The sequence below is a fragment of the Phaeobacter sp. HS011 genome (assembly GCF_018101215.1).
GTDB classification, from domain to species: domain Bacteria; phylum Pseudomonadota; class Alphaproteobacteria; order Rhodobacterales; family Rhodobacteraceae; genus Phaeobacter; species Phaeobacter inhibens.
In genome coordinates this window covers 519,241-537,570 of sequence record NZ_JAGEUF010000002.1, presented here as the reverse complement: position 1 = coordinate 537,570, position 18,330 = coordinate 519,241, and the positions used below count along the sequence as shown (strand labels likewise).

The following is an 18,330-nucleotide window of genomic DNA, read 5'->3' as shown; positions in this document are numbered from 1 at the left end:
CCACTAATAAAAAACAAAACCCCCCCCCCCCCCCGGGCCGCCCCGCTTTTGGTGCCTTCGGCGAGAGTATTTTAGGAAAGATGACAGGCGGGCGCTGATGACAGGACGCCTGTCGGGGCCTTGACCTAGCTGTTGCCGTTGCCGGTGAATCGGGCGGCATCCGCAGCCGCGCGGCGGATGGCGTTGGATTTATGAACCGTTTCCATATATTCCGCCTCCGGGTCACTGTCATAGACAACGCCGCCGCCGGCCTGGATATAGAGGTTCTGATCCTTGACGATGGCGGTTCGCAGCGCAATGCACATGTCCATGTCGCCGCCTGCCGAGAAATAGCCGACGCCGCCGCCGTAGACGCCGCGTTTTTCCGGCTCCAGCTCATCAATGATCTCCATCGCCCGAACCTTGGGGGCGCCGGAGACGGTGCCTGCGGGCATGCCGGCAAAGAAGGCGTCCAGCGCGTCCTTGTCCTCTGCCAGCTCACCCACAACGTTGGAGACGATGTGCATCACGTGGCTGTAACGCTCGATGATGAATTTCTCGGTTGGGCGCACGGTGCCGATTTTGGCGACCCGTCCGGTGTCGTTGCGGCCCAGATCCAGCAGCATCAGATGCTCGGCCAGTTCTTTCTTGTCTGCGAGGAGGTCCAGCTCTAGCGCTTTGTCTTCTTCTGGCGTTGCACCACGGGGGCGGGTGCCCGCAATAGGCCGGATGGTCACCTCCTGCCCGAAGACGCGCACCAGAATCTCCGGGGAGGCGCCCACCACCTGAAAGCCGCCGAAGTTGAAGTAGAACATGAACGGCGACGGGTTGGTGCGGCGCAGGCTGCGGTAGAGCGCGAAAGGCGGCTGGCGGAAGGCTTGCGTCCAGCGCTGTGCCGGCACCACCTGGAAGATGTCGCCTGCACGGATGTAGTCCTTGGCCTTTTCCACCGCGGCCATATAGCCGTCCTTGGTGAAATTGCTCACGGGCGGCGCAACCTCATCGGCATCGCCGAGATCGCGGCTTTCTGCGGGCATGGCGCGTTCCAGATCGCGCACCGCGTCCATCACCCGTTCAGCAGCCTGTGCGTAGGCGGCCTTGGCCGACTGGCCGTCGCTGGCCCAGGCGGGAGAGACCACGGTGACCTCGCCCTTGACCCCGTCGAGCACCGCGATGACCGAGGGGCGCAGCATCAGCGCATCGGGCAGGCCGAGGGGATCGGGGTTCACATCCGGCAGATGTTCAACCAGGCGGATCATGTCATAGCCGAGATAGCCAAACAGGCCGGCTGCGGCCTGTGGCAGGTCATCGGGCAGGTCGATTTTGCTTTCGGCGATGAGGTCACGCAGGCAGTCTAGGGGATTGCCGTCCAGCGGTTCAAAGGCATCGGCATCAAAGCGGGCGGACCGGTTGAGCGCGGCGCGCTCCCCGTGGCAGCGCCAGACCAGATCCGGTTTCATGCCAATGATGGAATAGCGTCCGCGCACCTCACCGCCGGTGACGGACTCCAGCATGAAGGCGTCTTTCTGGGCGCCGGTCAGCTTCAGCATCAGCGACACCGGCGTGTCGAGGTCGGCGGCAAGCCGGGTGTAGACGACCTGGTTTTCGCCGGCCTCATAGGCCTTGGCGAAGGTGTCGAAATCGGGGGTCAGGGCCATCTGGATCTGCCTTGGTTACTGGAAGTTGGCCTGCACGGCGTTGAGCGCCTGCGGGTCGATGCGCGGCGCGGCGCGGGTCTGGGCATCCTGCACGAAGGCTTCGAACAGGGCCTGTGCCAGCGCCTGATCAAGCTGGGTGCCCATCGCCTCGGCCAGCGCTGCCATCTCCGGCGTGTCGGCCACCGGCAGGGTCTTGGTCAGGCGTACCACAACAGTGGCGGTGTCATCGCTGACCACGGCAACCTCGCTTTCGGCCAGATCAAAAACACGGGCCATCAACGGCTGCGGGGCGGCATCAATATAGGCAGCGCGGGTCAGGCCGGTCTCTGACGTCAACTCGACACCCTCGGGGAGGTCTTCGTCGTTTCGCAGCATGCCGGCAAGACGCTCGGCCTCGGCCTCCAGCGCATCCTGCAGCCGTTTGGTCTGCCAGGCAGCGCGCAGTTTGTCCTGCGCATCTGCGAAGGGTTCGGGGCGCGGTTCCAGTTCCTCATTCAGGCGGATTGCAAACAGGCTGCCATCTTCAAGGAAGGCCACTTCGGGGAAGTCTTCGGCGGTGACCGCGGAGGCGGCCTGGCGGAACCCGTCATAGGCGGCGATGCCATCGGTGCTGCCGTTGTGCCAGTCGATTTTGCCGAGTTCCATGCCGGGTTCGTCAATCAGCTCTTCCAGCGTGGCGCCGCCGGCCAGCATGTCGTTGATCTCCTCAGCGCGGGTTTCGATCAGGCGACGGGCACGGTCGGTGGCCAGTTCGGCGCGCAGCTCATCCTTGACATCCTCAAGGCTGGTCACGCGCGCCTCAAGACGGCCATTGATGCGGAACAGGGCCGGGCCCAGATCGCTGTCGAGCGGGCCCACGACATCACCGACCTGCGCGGCAAAGACGTCCTGACCGGCACTGGCAAGGTCGCCCATGGTCACATCGCCCAGATCCACGTCCTGCAGGCTGAGGCCACGATCCGCGACCAGCGCGTCAAAGGTGGTGCCGTTGATGTCGAGCTGTGCCTTGGCGCTGTCGGCAGCGTCCCGGTTGGCAAAGACCAGACGTTCCACCAGACGGCGCTCCGGCACCTGATATTCGGCGCTGCGGTCGTTGAACAGCTGTTCCAATGCTGCCGCGTCGATCTCGATCTCATCCACCAGCGCGTCGGGGCGCAGGGCAGCATAGGTGATCACCTTGGTGCGGGGCAGGGTGAACTGGTCGATATTGGCGTCATAGAAGGCTCGCAGCTCGTCTTCGCTCGGCTCGACCTCGGTGAGGGCAATGCTGTCTTCGCTTACGGTCAGCCAGTCGAAGCTGCGGCGCGCGCCGACATAGCTGGTCAACGTGTCGCGCAGCGTGTCGGGCATTTCGGTGCCGGCCATGATGGCGCCCTGCACCAGGGTACGGGCAGATTCGCGGCGCAGGTCGGCTTCAAACGCGGCCTCGGTCAGGCCGATATTATCGAGCGCATATTGATAGGTGTCGCGGTTGAAGGCGCCGGTGCCATCCTGAAAGGCCGGGATCCGGCTGATTTCGTCAAACAGGTTCTGATCACCGATCGACAGGCCAAGATCGCTGCTTTCCTGATCAAGGGCGGCAATGGCAATCAGCCGACCCAACACCACGCGGTCAAGGCCGAGCGCGGTCATCTGGGCGATGGGGACGCGCTGGCCCGTCTGGGCCTCAAGTGCGCGCTGCTCGCGCTGCAATTCGCGGGCGTAGTCATCGACCGAGACCTCCTGATCGCCAACCACCGCGACGGAGGACACAGAGCCTGTGAAGTTCACTGCGCCAAACCCGGCGAGACCGATAATCAGCATCCCCATCAGGATCCAGACAAATGTATTTGATAGTTTTTTCATGCCTGCAGCCATGATGTCCTCGTATTGCCGGTCGCCGGACTGCGCCGCGGCAGCCGGGAATGCTGAAATGTCGAGGCTCTGAATACGCTGCCACCTTGAAAGGGGCAAGGGACGACTGATCAGCGTCGGTGTTCAGAGCGGGTGAGTGGGATGGATGGGTCAGGCTGTCCAGCTTGTCAGCCGTTCAAAAAGCGTGCGGATGCCATGTGTATCGACATTGGCAAAGGCAATGCGGAACTGTCGCGCGCCGGTGGGGTCGCCATCCGGAGTGAACATGCTGCCGGGCAGCATCAGGATGCCAGCCTCCTTCACCAGACGTCTGGCCAGTTCGTCCGATGATGCCGCAAAGGGATGGGCGACATAGGCAAAATAGGCGCCACATCCGAGGAGCTGCCAGCCTTGCGCGGCAAGCGGGGCAAACCCCGTCTCAATCGCGGCGCGGCGGTTGAGCAGTTCCTGCCGTTCGCCGGCAAGCCAGTCATCGAGGTTTTCCAGCCCCCAGAGCGCCCCGGTCTGCCCCAGTTGGGCCGGACATATGGTGACGGTATCGAGGAATTTTTCCATCTCCAGCAGCTGGTCCGGGTGGGCGGCAATCGCGCCGAGCCGATGCCCAGTCAGCCGATAGGCTTTGGAGAAAGAATAGAGATGGATCAGCGTCTCCGACCAGTTCGGATCCTGAAACAGCGTATGGGGCGGCCCGTTGCGGCTGTCAAAGTCGCGGTAGGTTTCATCCACGATCAGCGCAAGACCATGGGCACGGGCAAGATCATAGAACCGCTGCACCAGACCGTCCGGATACTCCACCCCGCAGGGGTTGTTCGGGGTCACCAGGACGATCGCGCGTGTCCGGTCGGTGATCAGCTTTGCGGCGGCATCCGGGCATGGCAGCATGGCTGCGCCGACCGGCAGCGGACAGGTGACCACCCCCTGCATGTCGAGCCACATTTTATGGTTGAAATACCAAGGCGTTGGCAGAATCACCTGATCGCCCTCACCACAAAGCGCCGCGATAGTCGCGGCAAAGGCCTGATTGCAGCCAGAGGTGATGGCCACTTCCGCCGCAGAAAGATCGCCCGCGTAGTGACGGTTCATCTTGTCGGCGAGGGCTGCGCGCAGCTCATCCCGCCCGAGCACCGCGCCATAGAGATGGCTGCTGTCGTCAGTCAGGGCCGCCTCTGCAATGGCGCGGCGCAGCCCCTCCGGCGGGGGATCAGCTGGTGCGGCCTGACTGAGGTTCAGCAGCGGCAAATCCGCCGGCAGCGTCAACCCCTGAAGCCAGCGCCGGGATTCGACAATCGGCGAGACAAAGGTGTCACGGGTGCGGGCGCTCGGAAATGAAGCCTGTGGCATGGGTGGTCCTGTTCTGCGTCAGCGCAAGGGCCGGAACGGCGGCGCCTGATCGAGCCACTCCGCCGCAAGTTCACAGGTTTTGCAAGGGGTTTTGGCCTTCGTCAGTCAAGCCGTCACGCGATTGGACACCCTGCATTTGGGCGCAAATGAAAAAGACGCCCCCGAAGGCGCGCCTTACTAGATGAATTGCTTGGACCCGCAAAGATCAGTCGGTGCCGCGATAGGGCTCGACATATTGCAGCGCCATATCCCAGGGGAAGAAAATCCAGGTGTCCTGGCTCACCTCGGTGATGAAGGTGTCGACCATCGGGCGGCCTTTGGGCTTGGCGTAGACAGTGGCGAAATGTGCCTTGGGGTACATCTGGCGCACCAGTTCCAGGGTTTTGCCGCTGTCGACCAGATCGTCGATGATCAGCACGCCTTCACCGTCGCCCATCAGCTCTGCGTCGGGGGCTTTCAGCACTTCGGCCTGTCCCTGATCCTGGTGGTGGTAGGATTTCACGCCAATGGTATCGACAATGCGGATGTCCAGCTCGCGGCTGACGATCATCGCGGGGGCCATGCCGCCACGGGTGATAGCCACTACGGCGCGCCAGGCGCCATTATCGGGCCCTTGCCCGTCCAGACGCCAGGCAAGTGCGCGGCTGTCACGGTGCAGCTGGTCCCAGGAAATATGAAAGCCTTTTTCATGAGGCAGACGATCGGTCATGTTATTGATGCTCCTGTTAGGGTCTGGCGTCCGGGATCGCGCATCTGCCCTCAGAGGGCGGCGATCTTGACGCCGAGGGCGGCCAGCAGACCACCAAAGACCCGGTCGATCACATGTTTCAGATTGATATACCCGCGGCGCGTTTTCTCAAAGGAGAAGATACGGGCCACGAGGGTGTTCCAAGTGACTTCACCCAGAAAGATGCAGGTGAGCAGGGCGGTAAGGGCCAGGCTGCTGCTACCTTCGGGTACGGTACCGACAAAAACGGCGCCGAAAAAGGCGGCCGGTTTGGGGTTGGCCAACTGGGTGAAGATCCCAAGACGGAAGGCCGCAAAAGCAGTCTGCGGCAATTGTGCGTCACTGTCCTGCGACATCGGTTCGCTGGCATGACGCCACATGTTCCAGGCCATGTAGATCAGGAACACGGCGCCGCCGATTTTCAGCAGGGTCAGCAGAAATGGGGCATAGTCAAACAGCAGGTTCAGCCCGAAGAGCGCGGCAGAGGCCCAGAATACTGCCCCCGCGCCGATACCAATCGCCAGGGCCAGTCCGCTCCGCCAGCCATGGGCCAGGCCGACGCGCGCGGCCATGAGGACAGCAGGGCCGGGGCTGATGGCCGCCATCAGACAAAGCAGGACGGAAGCGGTAAAGGCGGCGAGTGTCATGATGCGGTCCCTGTCATTGGAAGAGGCGCGCGTGAGCCGCGCGCCTGCTGTGTCTTGCTCTGTGGTGCAGATGCGCGCAGCATCTGCTGGACCCGTGTTTATTTGCGCCCGGTTGCCGCGTCGATGTCGGGGGCGTCAACCGCCTTCATCCCGACGACGTGATAGCCGGCATCCACATGCAGATTCTCGCCGGTCACACCGGAGGAGAGATCCGACAGCAGATAAAGCGCGGATTTGCCCACGTCATCAATGGTCACGTTGCGGCGCAGCGGCGAATTATATTCGTTCCATTTCATGATGTAGCGGAAATCACCGATACCGGAGGCCGCCAGTGTCTTGATCGGGCCCGCCGAGATCGCGTTGACGCGGATGCCGTCTTTGCCGAGGTCTTCGGCCAAGTACTTAACGGATGCTTCCAGCGCCGCCTTGGCCACGCCCATGACATTATAATGTGGCATCACCTGTTCCGCGCCATAGTAGGTCAGCGTCACGGCGCTGCCACCGTCGGACATCATCTTTTCGGCACGCTGCATCACCGAGGTGAAGGAGTAGACCGAGATATCCATGGTCATCTGGAAATTGCTGCGCGTGGTGTCGACATAGCGACCGCGCAGTTCGTTCTTGTCGGAAAAGCCGATGGCGTGCACCAGAAAGTCCAGTTTGCCCCATTTCTCTTCCAGCGCGGCAAACAGCGCATCGACGGAGCCCTCATCGGCCACATCGCAGGGCAGGACGATATCGCTGCCCAATTGCGCCGCCAGCGGGTCGACGCGTTTTTTCAGAGCATCGCCCTGGTAGGAAAACGCAAGCTCAGCGCCGGCGTCGGCGCAGGCTTTGGCAATGCCCCACGCGATGGATTTGTCATTGGCAAGGCCCATGATGAGGCCACGTTTGCCGGCCATCAGTTGACTAGACATGCAGGTTCTCCGCCTGTGATCTTCGATTTAGACGACGTTTAGTCTGTCCCGCGGGACGCTTCAAGGGCGCTGTCTCTTGTCGTGGGCCCGTTGTCGACCTAGGTTGCCTTCAGCAACGCGCATTCACGCGCCAGCCAACCCAGACAAAACAGACTATGAGGTGCGCCATGTCCGATCGCAGCGGTATCTTTGCGGGAGAGGATCCCTTTGCCATTGCTCGCAGTTGGCTGAGTGAGGCCGAGGAGAGCGAGATCAACGATCCCAATGCGATTGCGTTGTCCACGGTGGATGCAGATGGTCTGCCGAATTGCCGGATGGTCCTGCTGAAGGAGATCGAGGACGCGGCCTTTGTCTTTTATACTAACTACGAGAGCGCCAAGGCGCAGGAGTTGGACGGGGCAGGCAAGGCCGCCTTTGTCATGCATTGGAAATCACTGCGTCGTCAGGTGCGGGCACGCGGCATCATCACCCGCGAGAACGGACCGCAGGCGGATGAATACTACAAATCCCGTTCACTCAAGAGCCGCTTGGGGGCCTGGGCCTCGGCGCAGTCGCGGCCGCTGTCCAGCCGTGGCGCCCTGATGGCAGAAGTGGCAAAAGTGACTGCAACCAAGGGGTCAAACCCGGATCGCCCGCCATTTTGGGGCGGTTATCGGCTGACGCCGCTGGAGATTGAATTCTGGGCTGATGGGGCTTTCCGCCTTCATGACCGTTTTGTCTGGCGGCGCGAAACCCCCGAAGCGCTTTGGACCGTGGACCGGCTGTGCCCCTAGGTTACGCGCGGAAAATAGCAGAATTGTGATATTGATGGGTGTTTTTAGCTTGAACTTCGTTCCGAGAATAGAGCATCACCTACGGGTTAAAAACTGAAGAATACGGTGGACTACGGCAGTGGCAGAAGACTTGAGCAGTTTGCAGCAAATACGCGGGCTGGTGAAATGGTTCGATCCGACCAAAGGGTTCGGATTTGTCGTCTCTGATGAGGGCGGACCAGATATCCTGCTGCATGTGAACGTGCTGCGTAACTTCGGCCAGAGTTCCATCGCGGACGGGGCCGAGGTTGAACTGGTGACGCATCGCACCGAGCGTGGTGTTCAGGCGGTGGAAGTCCTGTCGATCACGCCGCCAGCGCGCGACGACAGTCCGGTGCTGAGCGATTTTGCCGAGATGGATTCGGATGTTCTTTACTCTGAGCCACTGGTGCCCGCGCGGGTGAAGTGGTTTGACAAGGGCAAGGGCTTTGGCTTTGCCAATGTGTTTGGTCGCGATGAAGACGTGTTCCTGCATGTCGAGGTTCTGCGCCAGTCTGGCCTGTCGGAGCTGCAGCCGGGGGAGGCCCTGGGGATGCGGGTCATCGACGGCAAGCGCGGCCGTATGGCGGTTGAGGTGCTTGCCTGGGAAGCCGCCCTGCTGGAAAAACAGGACTAAGAAGATGCAGCCCCTCTGGATCCGAATGTCAGGCCCGATCATGCGCCGATTGACAGCAGGAGCCAGAGCCACCGCAGTGTGTATGATGTTTGTTGCCGAAGTTGTGGCAGCGGAGAGCGCGTCGGCCCAAAGCGGGCCGGACGCCTGCCAGCCCGATCAGGTCACCCTGCGTGGACCTTGGGGGCAGACCCAATTTACCGTGGAAATCGCTGATACTGTTGAAGAACGTGCCGCGGGGCTGATGCATCGGCCGCATATGGCGCGGGGCGCTGGCATGCTGTTTGTCTACGAGATGCCGCAGCGCGCCAGTTTCTGGATGAAGAACACACTGATCCCGCTGGATATGCTGTTTGTCGATGCTACCGGGACGGTTCGACACATCCACCACCGGGCAATCCCCGGCGATTTGACACCGATTCCCGGTGGCGACAACGTCTTTGCGGTGCTGGAAATCAATGGTGGTCTGGCAGCACGCTACGGGATTTCCGTCGGTACGGAGCTGCGCCACAAAGTTTTTTCAAAGACAGGCGCAATTTGGCCCTGTTAGGGCTTTTCAAATCAGATTGGCAACGCTAGGAAGGCGCACGGTCCGGGGCGTGGCGCAGTCTGGTAGCGCACCTGTTTTGGGTACAGGGGGTCGTGAGTTCGAATCTCGCCGCCCCGACCATTTCATCCTTCGGGATGCAACGTAGACGCCGACTTGCCTGTATCAGGCAGTCGGCGTTTCGCGTATCTGAGATACTCCAATGTCTAACACCGAATGATCGAGAAGGTGACCTCATATCCGGCAGAGGTCCGTTGCGCCAAACCTGCGCACTATCGGTGAATGGGGGCGGAAGGATCCGGCCCAGCCTGTGCCGGGCGGAGATTCGAAGTGGTTTCCAAATCGTCACCAAAATCACCTTAAAGGCGGCTCTGTTAAGAAGTGATTAACCAACTGTTGCGCTTTGGCGTCGAATTGGTTTTGCGCTTCGTGTGCACATAGAAAAAAATCTCCACGACACACGCTTAACTTTTTCGACGGGCATTTCACTTTTTCAACCCTCGGTCAGGTTGTGTCCTGCTGATACGACCCGATGTTATCTTCAGGATCCTTCTCGCAAGACGCGGGGCAAGCCCCTCTCTTCAAGGGGATTTCTCGCCTCATGACTTTGGTCGCGCGTGGACCGGCAGAGGTGTTGTGATCAACTTTGAATCGCAGCTTCGTGATTGCCCTCAGACCATCAAGCTATCGTCAATGAAAAAGTTGGTTACGAAACCTTAAAAATGGCGTTGACCAGCTATGCCTGAATACGTCAAATTGTGTACGTCGGATGATGCAGCACAAAATATGGTGGATTTCACCCCGCGCTGCACCAAACGGAGCAAAGCATCAAGCGCTAGCTGAAATGGGGTTTCGGCCCTGACTCGCATCTTCTATGAGGTGCGTACCAGGATGTTTTGTCGTGAACGACAACAAGGAATGCGCCGGAAAAGGCGTGATTTGTGACAGTGGGACTGCAGAAAAGAGGCAGATGGCATGAAGATTGAGCGGAAATTCACAAAATCTGGGCAGGACGCATATGCCGATCTGGAGTTCGTTCCTGCAACGTCGGAAATCCGCAATCCGGACGGTACCATCGTGTTCCGCCTTGAGGGCGTCGAGGTTCCGGCGGGCTGGAGCCAGGTTGCCAGCGACGTCATCGCGCAGAAATATTTCCGTAAAGCGGGTGTGCCCAGCAAACTGAAAAAGCTCCGTGAAAAGGGCGTTCCTGAATTCCTCTGGCGCTCTGCTCCGGCGGGTGATGATGTGGAGTTTGGCGGGGAGATTTCCTCCAAGCAGGTGTTTGATCGCCTGGCTGGTGCCTGGTGCTACTGGGGCTGGAAAGGGGGCTATTTCTCCACCGAAGAGGATGCGCGCGCCTATTTTGACGAAATGCGCTACATGCTGGCGACTCAGCGCGCTGCACCCAACAGCCCGCAATGGTTCAACACCGGTCTGCACTGGGCCTATGGTATCGATGGTCCGGCACAGGGGCATCACTATGTCGACTACAAAACCGGCAAGCTGACCAAATCCGACAGCGCCTATGAACACCCCCAGCCCCATGCCTGCTTTATCCAATCGGTTTCCGACGATCTGGTGCAGGACGGCGGCATCATGGACCTTTGGGTGCGGGAAGCGCGTCTGTTCAAATATGGCTCCGGCACCGGCACCAATTTCAGCCATCTGCGCGGCGAAGGGGAGCCCCTGTCCGGCGGCGGCAAATCCTCTGGTCTGATGGGTTTTCTCAAAATTGGCGACCGTGCGGCAGGTGCCATCAAATCCGGCGGCACCACGCGTCGCGCCGCCAAGATGGTGATCGTGGATGCGGATCACCCCGATATCGAACAGTTCATCGACTGGAAAGTGATCGAGGAGCAGAAGGTCGCGTCCATTGTCGCGGGTTCCAAGATGCACGAGAAGATGCTGAACGGTCTGTTCGAGGCCATTCGCAGCTGGGACGGGACCGAGGCCGACGCCTATAATCCGGCTGTGAACGACGGGCTCAAGCTGGCCATTCGCGAGGCGAAAAAGGTTGCGATCCCGGAGACATATGTCAAACGCGTGCTGGACTACGCCAAACAGGGTCATACCTCGATTGAGTTTCCGACCTATGACACCGACTGGGACAGCGACGCCTATAGCTCGGTCTCCGGTCAGAACTCCAACAACTCCATCCGGGTCACCAACGCCTTCCTGCATGCGGTGAAGAAAGACGCCGACTGGCAACTGATCAATCGCGTCGATGGCAAGGTTGCCAAGACGGTGAAGGCCCGCGATCTGTGGGAAAAGGTGGGGCATGCGGCCTGGGCCTGCGCCGATCCAGGCATCCAGTTCCACGACACAGTGAACGAGTGGCACACATGTCCGTCCGATGGCGAAATTCGCGGCTCAAACCCTTGTTCAGAATATATGTTCCTGGACGATACCGCCTGTAATCTTGCGTCGCTGAACCTGCTGACATTCCTCAAAGACGGGGTGTTTCAGGCCGAAGATTACATGCACGCCTGTCGCCTGTGGACGGTGACACTGGAAATCTCGGTGATGATGGCGCAGTTCCCGTCCAAGGAAATTGCGCAGCGCTCCTATGACTTCCGCACGCTGGGCCTTGGCTATGCGAATATCGGCGGCCTGCTGATGAACATGGGCTTTGGCTATGACAGTGCCGAGGGGCGTGCGCTTTGTGGTGCGCTGACGGCGATCATGACCGGTGTGTCTTACGCGACCTCGGCGGAGATGGCGTCTGAACTGGGGCCGTTTGCCCGTTATGAGCAGAACGCCAGCGATATGCTGCGGGTGATCCGCAACCATCGGGCGGCTGCACATGGATCGGTTGACGGTTACGAAGGCTTGGCCGTGAAGCCTGTACCGCTCGACAGTGCGAATTGCCCGGACCCGCGTCTGGCAGAACTGGCGATGAGCAGCTGGGATGAGGCGCTGGAATTGGGCGAACGCCACGGGTTCCGCAATGCGCAGGCTACCGTGGTTGCACCAACCGGCACCATTGGTCTGGTAATGGATTGTGACACCACCGGGATTGAGCCGGATTTCGCACTGGTGAAGTTCAAAAAGCTCGCAGGTGGCGGCTATTTCAAGATCATCAACCGCTCGGTGCCTGCGGCGCTGGACGGTCTCGGCTATTCCCCGGCCCAGATCGAGGAGATCGTCTCCTATGCGGTGGGTCACGGCACGATCGGCAACGCGCCGGGCATCAACCACACCTCGCTTGCAGGCCATGGATTTGGCCCGGCGGAGCTGGCGAAGGTCGATGCCGCACTGGAAAGCGCCTTTGACATCCGCTTTGTCTTCAACCAGTGGACTTTGGGTGAGGATTTCTGCACCGGCGTTCTGGGCATCCCGGCGACCAAGCTGAACGACCCGACCTTTGACCTCTTGCGTCATCTTGGCTTTGGCAAGGCAGATATTGAGGCCGCAAATGACCATGTCTGCGGCTCAATGACTCTGGAAGGCGCACCGCATCTGAAGGAAGAACACTATCATATCTTTGATTGTGCCAATCCCTGCGGCAAGAAAGGTAAGCGTTATCTTGGGGTTGAGAGCCATATCCTGATGATGGCCGCGGCACAGAGCTTTATCTCTGGCGCGATCTCCAAGACCATCAACATGCCCAATGACGCCACCATTGAGGATTGTCAGAAGGCTTATGAACTCAGCTGGTCACTGGGTGTGAAGGCCAATGCGCTGTACCGCGATGGCTCCAAGCTGAGCCAGCCCTTGGCAGCTGCGCTGGTTGAGGATGATGATGAAGCCGCCGAGGTATTGGAAAGCGGATCGCAGCAGGAAAAAGCCGTGACCCTCGCCGAGAAAATCGTCGAAAAGGTCGTCATCAAGGAAATCATCAAATCGCATCGCACCAAGATGCCTCAACGCCGCAAAGGGTATACCCAAAAGGCTGTTGTCGGAGGCCACAAGGTCTATCTGCGGACCGGGGAATATGAAGACGGCAACCTTGGCGAGATCTTCATCGACATGCACAAGGAAGGTGCTGGCTTCCGGGCGATGATGAACAACTTTGCCATCGCGGTGTCAGTTGGCCTGCAATACGGTGTGCCGCTGGAGGAGTTCGTGGATGCCTTCACCTTCACCAAATTCGAGCCTGCGGGCATGGTGCAGGGCAATGACAGCATCAAGAACGCGACCTCCATCTTGGACTATGTGTTCCGCGAACTGGCGGTCAGCTATCTGGACCGCACCGATCTGGCGCATGTCAAACCCGAAGGGGCCAGCTTTGATGATCTGGGCCGGGGTGAGGAAGAAGGCGTCTCCAACGTCTCCGAACTGAGCGAGACCGCCGCAACCCGGTCGCTGGAAGTGCTGAAACAGATCTCTTCGACAGGGTATCTGCGCAAGCGTCTGCCGCAGGAGTTGGTGGTTCTTCAGGGCGGGCAGACGGAAATGCTGGCGGATGGCGCCGATCCTGTCTCCGCCTTGCAATCGCTGGTTCCTGAGACCTCAACCGCGGCAGCACCGGCGGTGTCCGGCGGCATGGATGCCCGCACCAAGGCCAAGATGCAGGGCTATGAGGGCGAGGCCTGTGGCGATTGCGGCAACTACACACTGGTGCGCAATGGCACCTGCATGAAATGCAACACCTGTGGCGGTACCTCCGGCTGTAGCTGAGGAGTGCAGGCAACGGAATGATGATCGTCGCGGCACGAGGCGTGTCGCGGCGGTCCGGAACCCGGGATGGGTGCGCTCATCCCGACACGGATCAGGACACAGGCAACGACCTCGGGCGGTAACAAGAACCACCTGATCCGTGCACCTGGAGGGGGAGGCCGCTGTGCCTCCCTTTTTTCTTGCCAGACGACAGGTTGGCTGCGCCTTGAGAAGGTTAGATACGCCTTAGAACGTCTGAGAAAATAACGATAAAAACTGCAAGTACAGCAAGGATCAGGAAGGCTGCAGGCAGCGATATCAGCTCAGCGGTGACACCGATCATCGGCGGACCGATCAGGATGCCGCCGTAGCCAAATGTCGCAACGCTGGCAATGGCGGCGCCAGCGGGCAGATCCGGATCGCTGGCCGCGCGGCTGAAGGCCAGCGGCATGACCAGCGCATAGCCGATCCCCATCAGGGCGAAGCCGATCATCGCCGCGCCGTAGCTGCCCCAGCCGACCGCAATCAGCGCGCCAAGACTGGCACTTGTTCCGGCAAGACGGCCTGCTGTCACGGGGCCAATGCGCGCGACGACAAGGTCGCCAATCAGCCGCATCGCCACCATCGCAATGGAGAAAACCGCAAAACCAAGTGCGGCATCAGCCTCGCTTGCGCCGGTGGTCAGCACCAGGAAAATCGCACTCCAGTCGGCCATGGCGCCCTCGCCAACTGCGCCGCAGAAGGCGACGAACCCGACCGCCAGCAACGCGCCGCGTGGCAGCAGGGCCGGTTTCGCAGCGCCGCTTTCCGGGGCGGGGCGCGCGACCCAGGGGATCTGCGCCATATAAAGCGTGAGCAGCGCAGAAACACAGCCAGCCACCAGAAAATGCGCGGGGATCTGCGCGTCGATGGATGCCGCTGCATACCCGGAGAGCGCCCCGAGGCCGGCGCCAAGGCTGAACATCGCGTGAAAAGACGACATCATTGGCCGCGCCGCGCGGGCCTCGACCTCGCTGGCCCAGGCATTCATGGCCACATCCATGCTGCCATGGGCGGCACCAAAGACAAACAACGCTGCCGCCAGCAGCGGCAGGTTTGGCGCCAACGCCAGCAACACCAGGCCCAGCACATAGGCCAGCGCCACCCGGCGTGTGACATGGGCCGCGCCGATCCGATCAGCCGCGCGTCCGGCAAGCGGAAACGACAGGATCGCACCGGCCGCCATCAGCAGCAAAAGCAGTCCAAGCCCGCCGGGAGACAACTCGTGGATCTCAGATACCGCAGGGATGCGCGAGGCCCAGATGCCGAAGAGCGCGCCGTTTAGCACAAACATCGCCGACACCGCACGCCAAGGGCTGCGCAGCTGACGCGGTCGGCGGGAATGATCAGACTGGGCTTCGGACACGCGGGATCCTTCGGGAGTAAATCACTATCGGAGATTTCGCGGCAGGTTGCTCGGAAATCGGAGCAGACGCAAGCGGCCGCGTCATGGTTAATGATTGCGGGAAAATTAGCTCAAAACCCGAGGGGCATTTCACGCACGCTTTGTGGTGGGGCAACGGTTTCTTGGGATCGAGTTGCTACCTTTAGGAGAATTTTGCCGCAACCATTCTGGTGATGGCGATATCCGGAGGGGCTCTGATGGCCGAATTTGACACCGCCTGGACGGTCATTATGGCGCTCTTGGTGCTGATCCTGCAATGTGGGTTCCTGTGCTTGGAATCCGGCACCGTACGTGAGAAGAACGCCGCCAATGTCGCGCTGAAAAACATCGCCGATATCTGCCTCGTTGGGACCGTGTTCTGGATCGCCGGATTTGGCCTTATGTTTGGCAGCAGCCTGGGCGGGCTGGTTGGTGTTGATGGCTTTTTTCCGAACCTGTCCAATGTGGTAACGGGAACCGCGGGACATGTGCCGGATCACGCTCATGTCGGCGATGCTGACCACGGCGGCGGGCTGGAGGCGCATGTCTCCGCAATGTTCCTGTTTCAGACGGCCTTTGCCGCGACGGCGGCGACGATCGTCTCCGGCGCCGTGGCGGAACGGGAGCGGTTTCTGGGCTACATCGCCACCTCGCTGACCCTGGCGGGGTTGGTTTACCCGCTGGTCGGGCACTGGGTGTGGAACCCGGCAGGGTGGCTGCGTCAGATCGGCTTCATAGATTTTGCGGGGGCGACGGTGGTGCATAGCGTTGGCGGGTGGACCGCGTTGACTGCAGTGCTTTTTCTGGGTCCCCGGCTTGGTCGCTATGGGCACAAGAACCGGTTTTTCGAAGAAAACTCCGTTTCGCTGATGGCGCTGGGGGGCATGCTGCTGTGGATTGGCTGGGGCGCGTTTAATGGCGGTTCCGCGATGGTGTTCAACGCGGATGTGGCGCCGATTGTAGCGCGGACCATGCTGTCCGCAGCCGGGGCCGGCGTGACCTGTATCGTGGTGGGGCTGCTAGTGAACGGGCACATCCGGGCAGAGCTGTTGATCAACGGTATTTTGGGAGGGCTGGTGGCCGGGACCGCTGCGATCCATCTGGTGACCGGACCGGTGGCATTCCTGATCGGTGTTGCAGGGGCGTTGACCGTGATGTTTGTCCGCGACGTATTGGACGCGCTAAAAATCGACGATGTGGTTGGTGCGGTGCCGGTTCACCTGGCGGCGGGAGTTCTCGGAACGCTGGCGGTCGCGGTGGCGGTCCCCTACGAGGCGCTTCCGGCAGGCAGTCGTCTTGGTCAGCTGGGGATCCAGATCCTTGGTGTTGGTGTGGTTGCGGCCTGGGTGATGGCCACAATGGCACCGCTTCTGTGGATGCTGAACCGCCGCGGTTTGCTGCGGGCCAAGCCGCGGGACGAGGTGCGCGGTCTGAACCTTGCGGAAAACAATCAGCGCAACGCGCTTCTGGACTTGCTGGAGGATATGAAACGGCATCAGAGATCGGGCCGCTTCAGCCAGCGCGTGCGGGTAGAACCATCCACCCGGCTTGGTGCCCTGGCGTATCGCTATAACCGCGTTCTGGATCGCGTTGAGACGGAAATCGCCCAGCGGATTGACGCCCTGCGCCGCGAACGGGATATGCGCGCCATTGCAGAAGACGCGTTCGAAGCCATGTGTGAGGCCCAGAAGGAGAGCGCCTGGGCTGCGCGCCACGACAAACTGACCGGGATCGGCAACCGGAAATACCTTGAAGATTTCCTCGCCGCCCCGGTTCAGGTGCCGGGGGAGGTGACGCTCGTGATTGCGCTGGACCTGGACCGGTTCAAGGAGATCAATGACACCTACGGTCACGCGGCGGGGGATGCGGTGCTTCAGGTTGTGGCCCGACGGTTGTCAGGCCGGATGCAGGACGGGCGGGATTTTGCCTTTCGCATCGGGGGAGATGAATTCACAGCCTTTGTTCAGGTCTCGGACGGGGGGGCGGAGGCGGAGGAGCTGTGCCAGGACCTTGCCTTTACCCTTCTGGAGCCTTTTTATTATCAGGAGGTGCGTCTGCGGTTCGGGGTGTCGGTCGGGTTTGCCGTCATGGACCCGGGGGAGCCGTTGAAATCCACGCTGCGGCGCGCAGATCTGGCGTTATATGAGGCAAAGTCATCAGGATCAGATAATGTTGTGGCCTATAGCGATGCAATCGGACAGGCCCACAGCGATAAGATGAACCTGATCCGCGATTTCCGAGAGGCGTTGGAGCGCAACGAGATCACGGCACTGTTTCAGCCGCAAATCGAAGCAAAAACCGGGCGCCTCATTGGGTGCGAGGTGCTGGCACGCTGGCAGCACCCGCATCGTGGTCTGCTGACGCCGGATCTGTTCCTACCCATCGCCGAGGAGATGAACTGCAGCGCAGATTTGGATCTGGCGGTCCTTGATCTGGCCTTGCAGGGCTACTGGGAGCTGCATCGTCAGGGCATTGAATTGCCGGGTATTTCGGTCAATGTCTCCGCTGCCCGTCTGGCTGATCCGCAACTGGTCGCGGAATTGCAGAACCGCGATGACATTCCGCGGGGTGCGCTGACCTTTGAACTGCTGGAAACCGTGTTTCTGGATTCGATCAGCGATGATTACGCGCAGAAGATCGCCATGCTTAAGGATCTGGGCATCAGCATTGAGATCGATGATTTTGGGACCGGTCATGCCAGTATTGCCGGCGTTTTGGCCTTGCAGCCCGATCGGCTCAAGATCGACAGGGTTTTTGCCAGTGAAATTGATCGCAAACCAGCGCGTCAGGACTTGATGCGCGGGCTGATAGAAATGGCAGCCAGTGTCGGTGCCGAGACCGTGGTTGAGGGCGTTGAGACATGGGAGGAGGCCCGGGTGCTCACCACCTTGGGCGCGGATGTGCTGCAGGGCTACGTGATTGGCCGTCCGATGGCGTTTGAGGATTTGCTGCGCTGGCACAGCGCACGTGAGGGACAGGCTGAGACCGCTGCCGTTCACGATGGGCAGCTCGATGGGAGGCAGGATCAAGGGCAGGATAGCTCCTTGCGCAGCGCAGGATAGGCTCGGCCCTGTATCCTGCGCTGGTGTCGCCGACCGCCGCAGATGATCCCGCCGAAACATGAGGCCCAGCACAAAGGTCTGCGCGTATCCACAGGTTTCTACCGGTTCCAGAACGGGCGAATAATCCGGGCGCGGCTGCGGGTTACCTATG

General features: G+C 60.6%; 12 protein-coding genes and 1 tRNA gene. 6 read left to right on the top strand and 7 right to left on the bottom strand.

Features of this window, described 5'->3' with window-relative positions; all coding sequences use genetic code 11:
- Positions 1–125: 125 nt before the first annotated feature.
- From trpE to fabI, 6 genes are all read right to left on the bottom strand, one after another.
- Positions 126–1,637 carry an anthranilate synthase component I gene (gene trpE, locus J4721_RS05995; protein ID WP_014874786.1) on the bottom strand — a complete coding sequence of 504 codons (1,512 nt, stop codon included), beginning with the start codon at positions 1,635–1,637 and terminating at the stop codon, positions 126–128.
- Between the two features lie 15 nt (positions 1,638–1,652).
- Positions 1,653–3,494: a peptidylprolyl isomerase gene (locus J4721_RS05990; RefSeq protein ID WP_211002277.1), complete on the bottom strand. Its 1,842-nt coding sequence runs from the start codon at positions 3,492–3,494 to the stop codon at positions 1,653–1,655.
- A gap of 147 nt (positions 3,495–3,641) precedes the next feature.
- Positions 3,642–4,832, bottom strand: a complete 1,191-nt coding sequence (locus J4721_RS05985; RefSeq protein WP_211002276.1) for an aminotransferase — start codon at positions 4,830–4,832, stop codon at positions 3,642–3,644.
- A gap of 205 nt (positions 4,833–5,037) precedes the next feature.
- The gene (gene gpt / locus J4721_RS05980) at positions 5,038–5,541 is read right to left on the bottom strand and encodes a xanthine phosphoribosyltransferase (RefSeq protein ID WP_014874783.1); all 504 of its coding nucleotides are present in this window, start codon (positions 5,539–5,541) and stop codon (positions 5,038–5,040) included.
- Positions 5,542–5,591: 50 nt separating this feature from the next.
- Positions 5,592–6,206 (bottom strand): LysE family translocator, encoded by a 615-nt coding sequence (locus tag J4721_RS05975; protein WP_102876692.1) that lies wholly within the window; start codon positions 6,204–6,206, stop codon positions 5,592–5,594.
- 98 nt (positions 6,207–6,304) lie between these two features.
- Positions 6,305–7,123 (bottom strand): enoyl-ACP reductase FabI, encoded by an 819-nt coding sequence (gene fabI / locus J4721_RS05970; protein ID WP_211002275.1) that lies wholly within the window; start codon positions 7,121–7,123, stop codon positions 6,305–6,307.
- A 167-nt stretch (positions 7,124–7,290) separates the two neighbouring features.
- Here fabI and pdxH point away from each other — a divergent pair, with 167 nt between their 5' ends.
- From pdxH to J4721_RS05945, 5 genes are all read left to right on the top strand, one after another.
- Positions 7,291–7,896 (top strand): pyridoxamine 5'-phosphate oxidase, encoded by a 606-nt coding sequence (gene pdxH, locus J4721_RS05965; RefSeq protein WP_014880086.1) that lies wholly within the window; start codon positions 7,291–7,293, stop codon positions 7,894–7,896.
- 118 nt (positions 7,897–8,014) lie between these two features.
- The gene (locus J4721_RS05960) at positions 8,015–8,551 is read left to right on the top strand and encodes a cold-shock protein (protein ID WP_014874779.1); all 537 of its coding nucleotides are present in this window, start codon (positions 8,015–8,017) and stop codon (positions 8,549–8,551) included.
- Between the two features lie 4 nt (positions 8,552–8,555).
- Positions 8,556–9,098: a DUF192 domain-containing protein gene (locus tag J4721_RS05955; protein ID WP_211002274.1), complete on the top strand. Its 543-nt coding sequence runs from the start codon at positions 8,556–8,558 to the stop codon at positions 9,096–9,098.
- Positions 9,099–9,141: 43 nt separating this feature from the next.
- Positions 9,142–9,218 (top strand) — tRNA-Pro (locus J4721_RS05950).
- Positions 9,219–10,070: 852 nt separating this feature from the next.
- The gene (locus J4721_RS05945) at positions 10,071–13,715 is read left to right on the top strand and encodes a vitamin B12-dependent ribonucleotide reductase (protein ID WP_211002273.1); all 3,645 of its coding nucleotides are present in this window, start codon (positions 10,071–10,073) and stop codon (positions 13,713–13,715) included.
- Between the two features lie 214 nt (positions 13,716–13,929).
- On the opposite strand, the gene J4721_RS05940 is transcribed toward J4721_RS05945, so the two are convergent.
- Complete coding sequence (locus J4721_RS05940; protein ID WP_371816059.1) at positions 13,930–15,099, bottom strand: MFS transporter; 1,170 nt, start codon at positions 15,097–15,099, stop codon at positions 13,930–13,932.
- A 236-nt stretch (positions 15,100–15,335) separates the two neighbouring features.
- Here J4721_RS05940 and J4721_RS05935 point away from each other — a divergent pair, with 236 nt between their 5' ends.
- Complete coding sequence (locus J4721_RS05935) at positions 15,336–18,179, top strand: EAL domain-containing protein (RefSeq protein ID WP_211002272.1); 2,844 nt, start codon at positions 15,336–15,338, stop codon at positions 18,177–18,179.
- Positions 18,180–18,330: the final 151 nt, after the last annotated feature.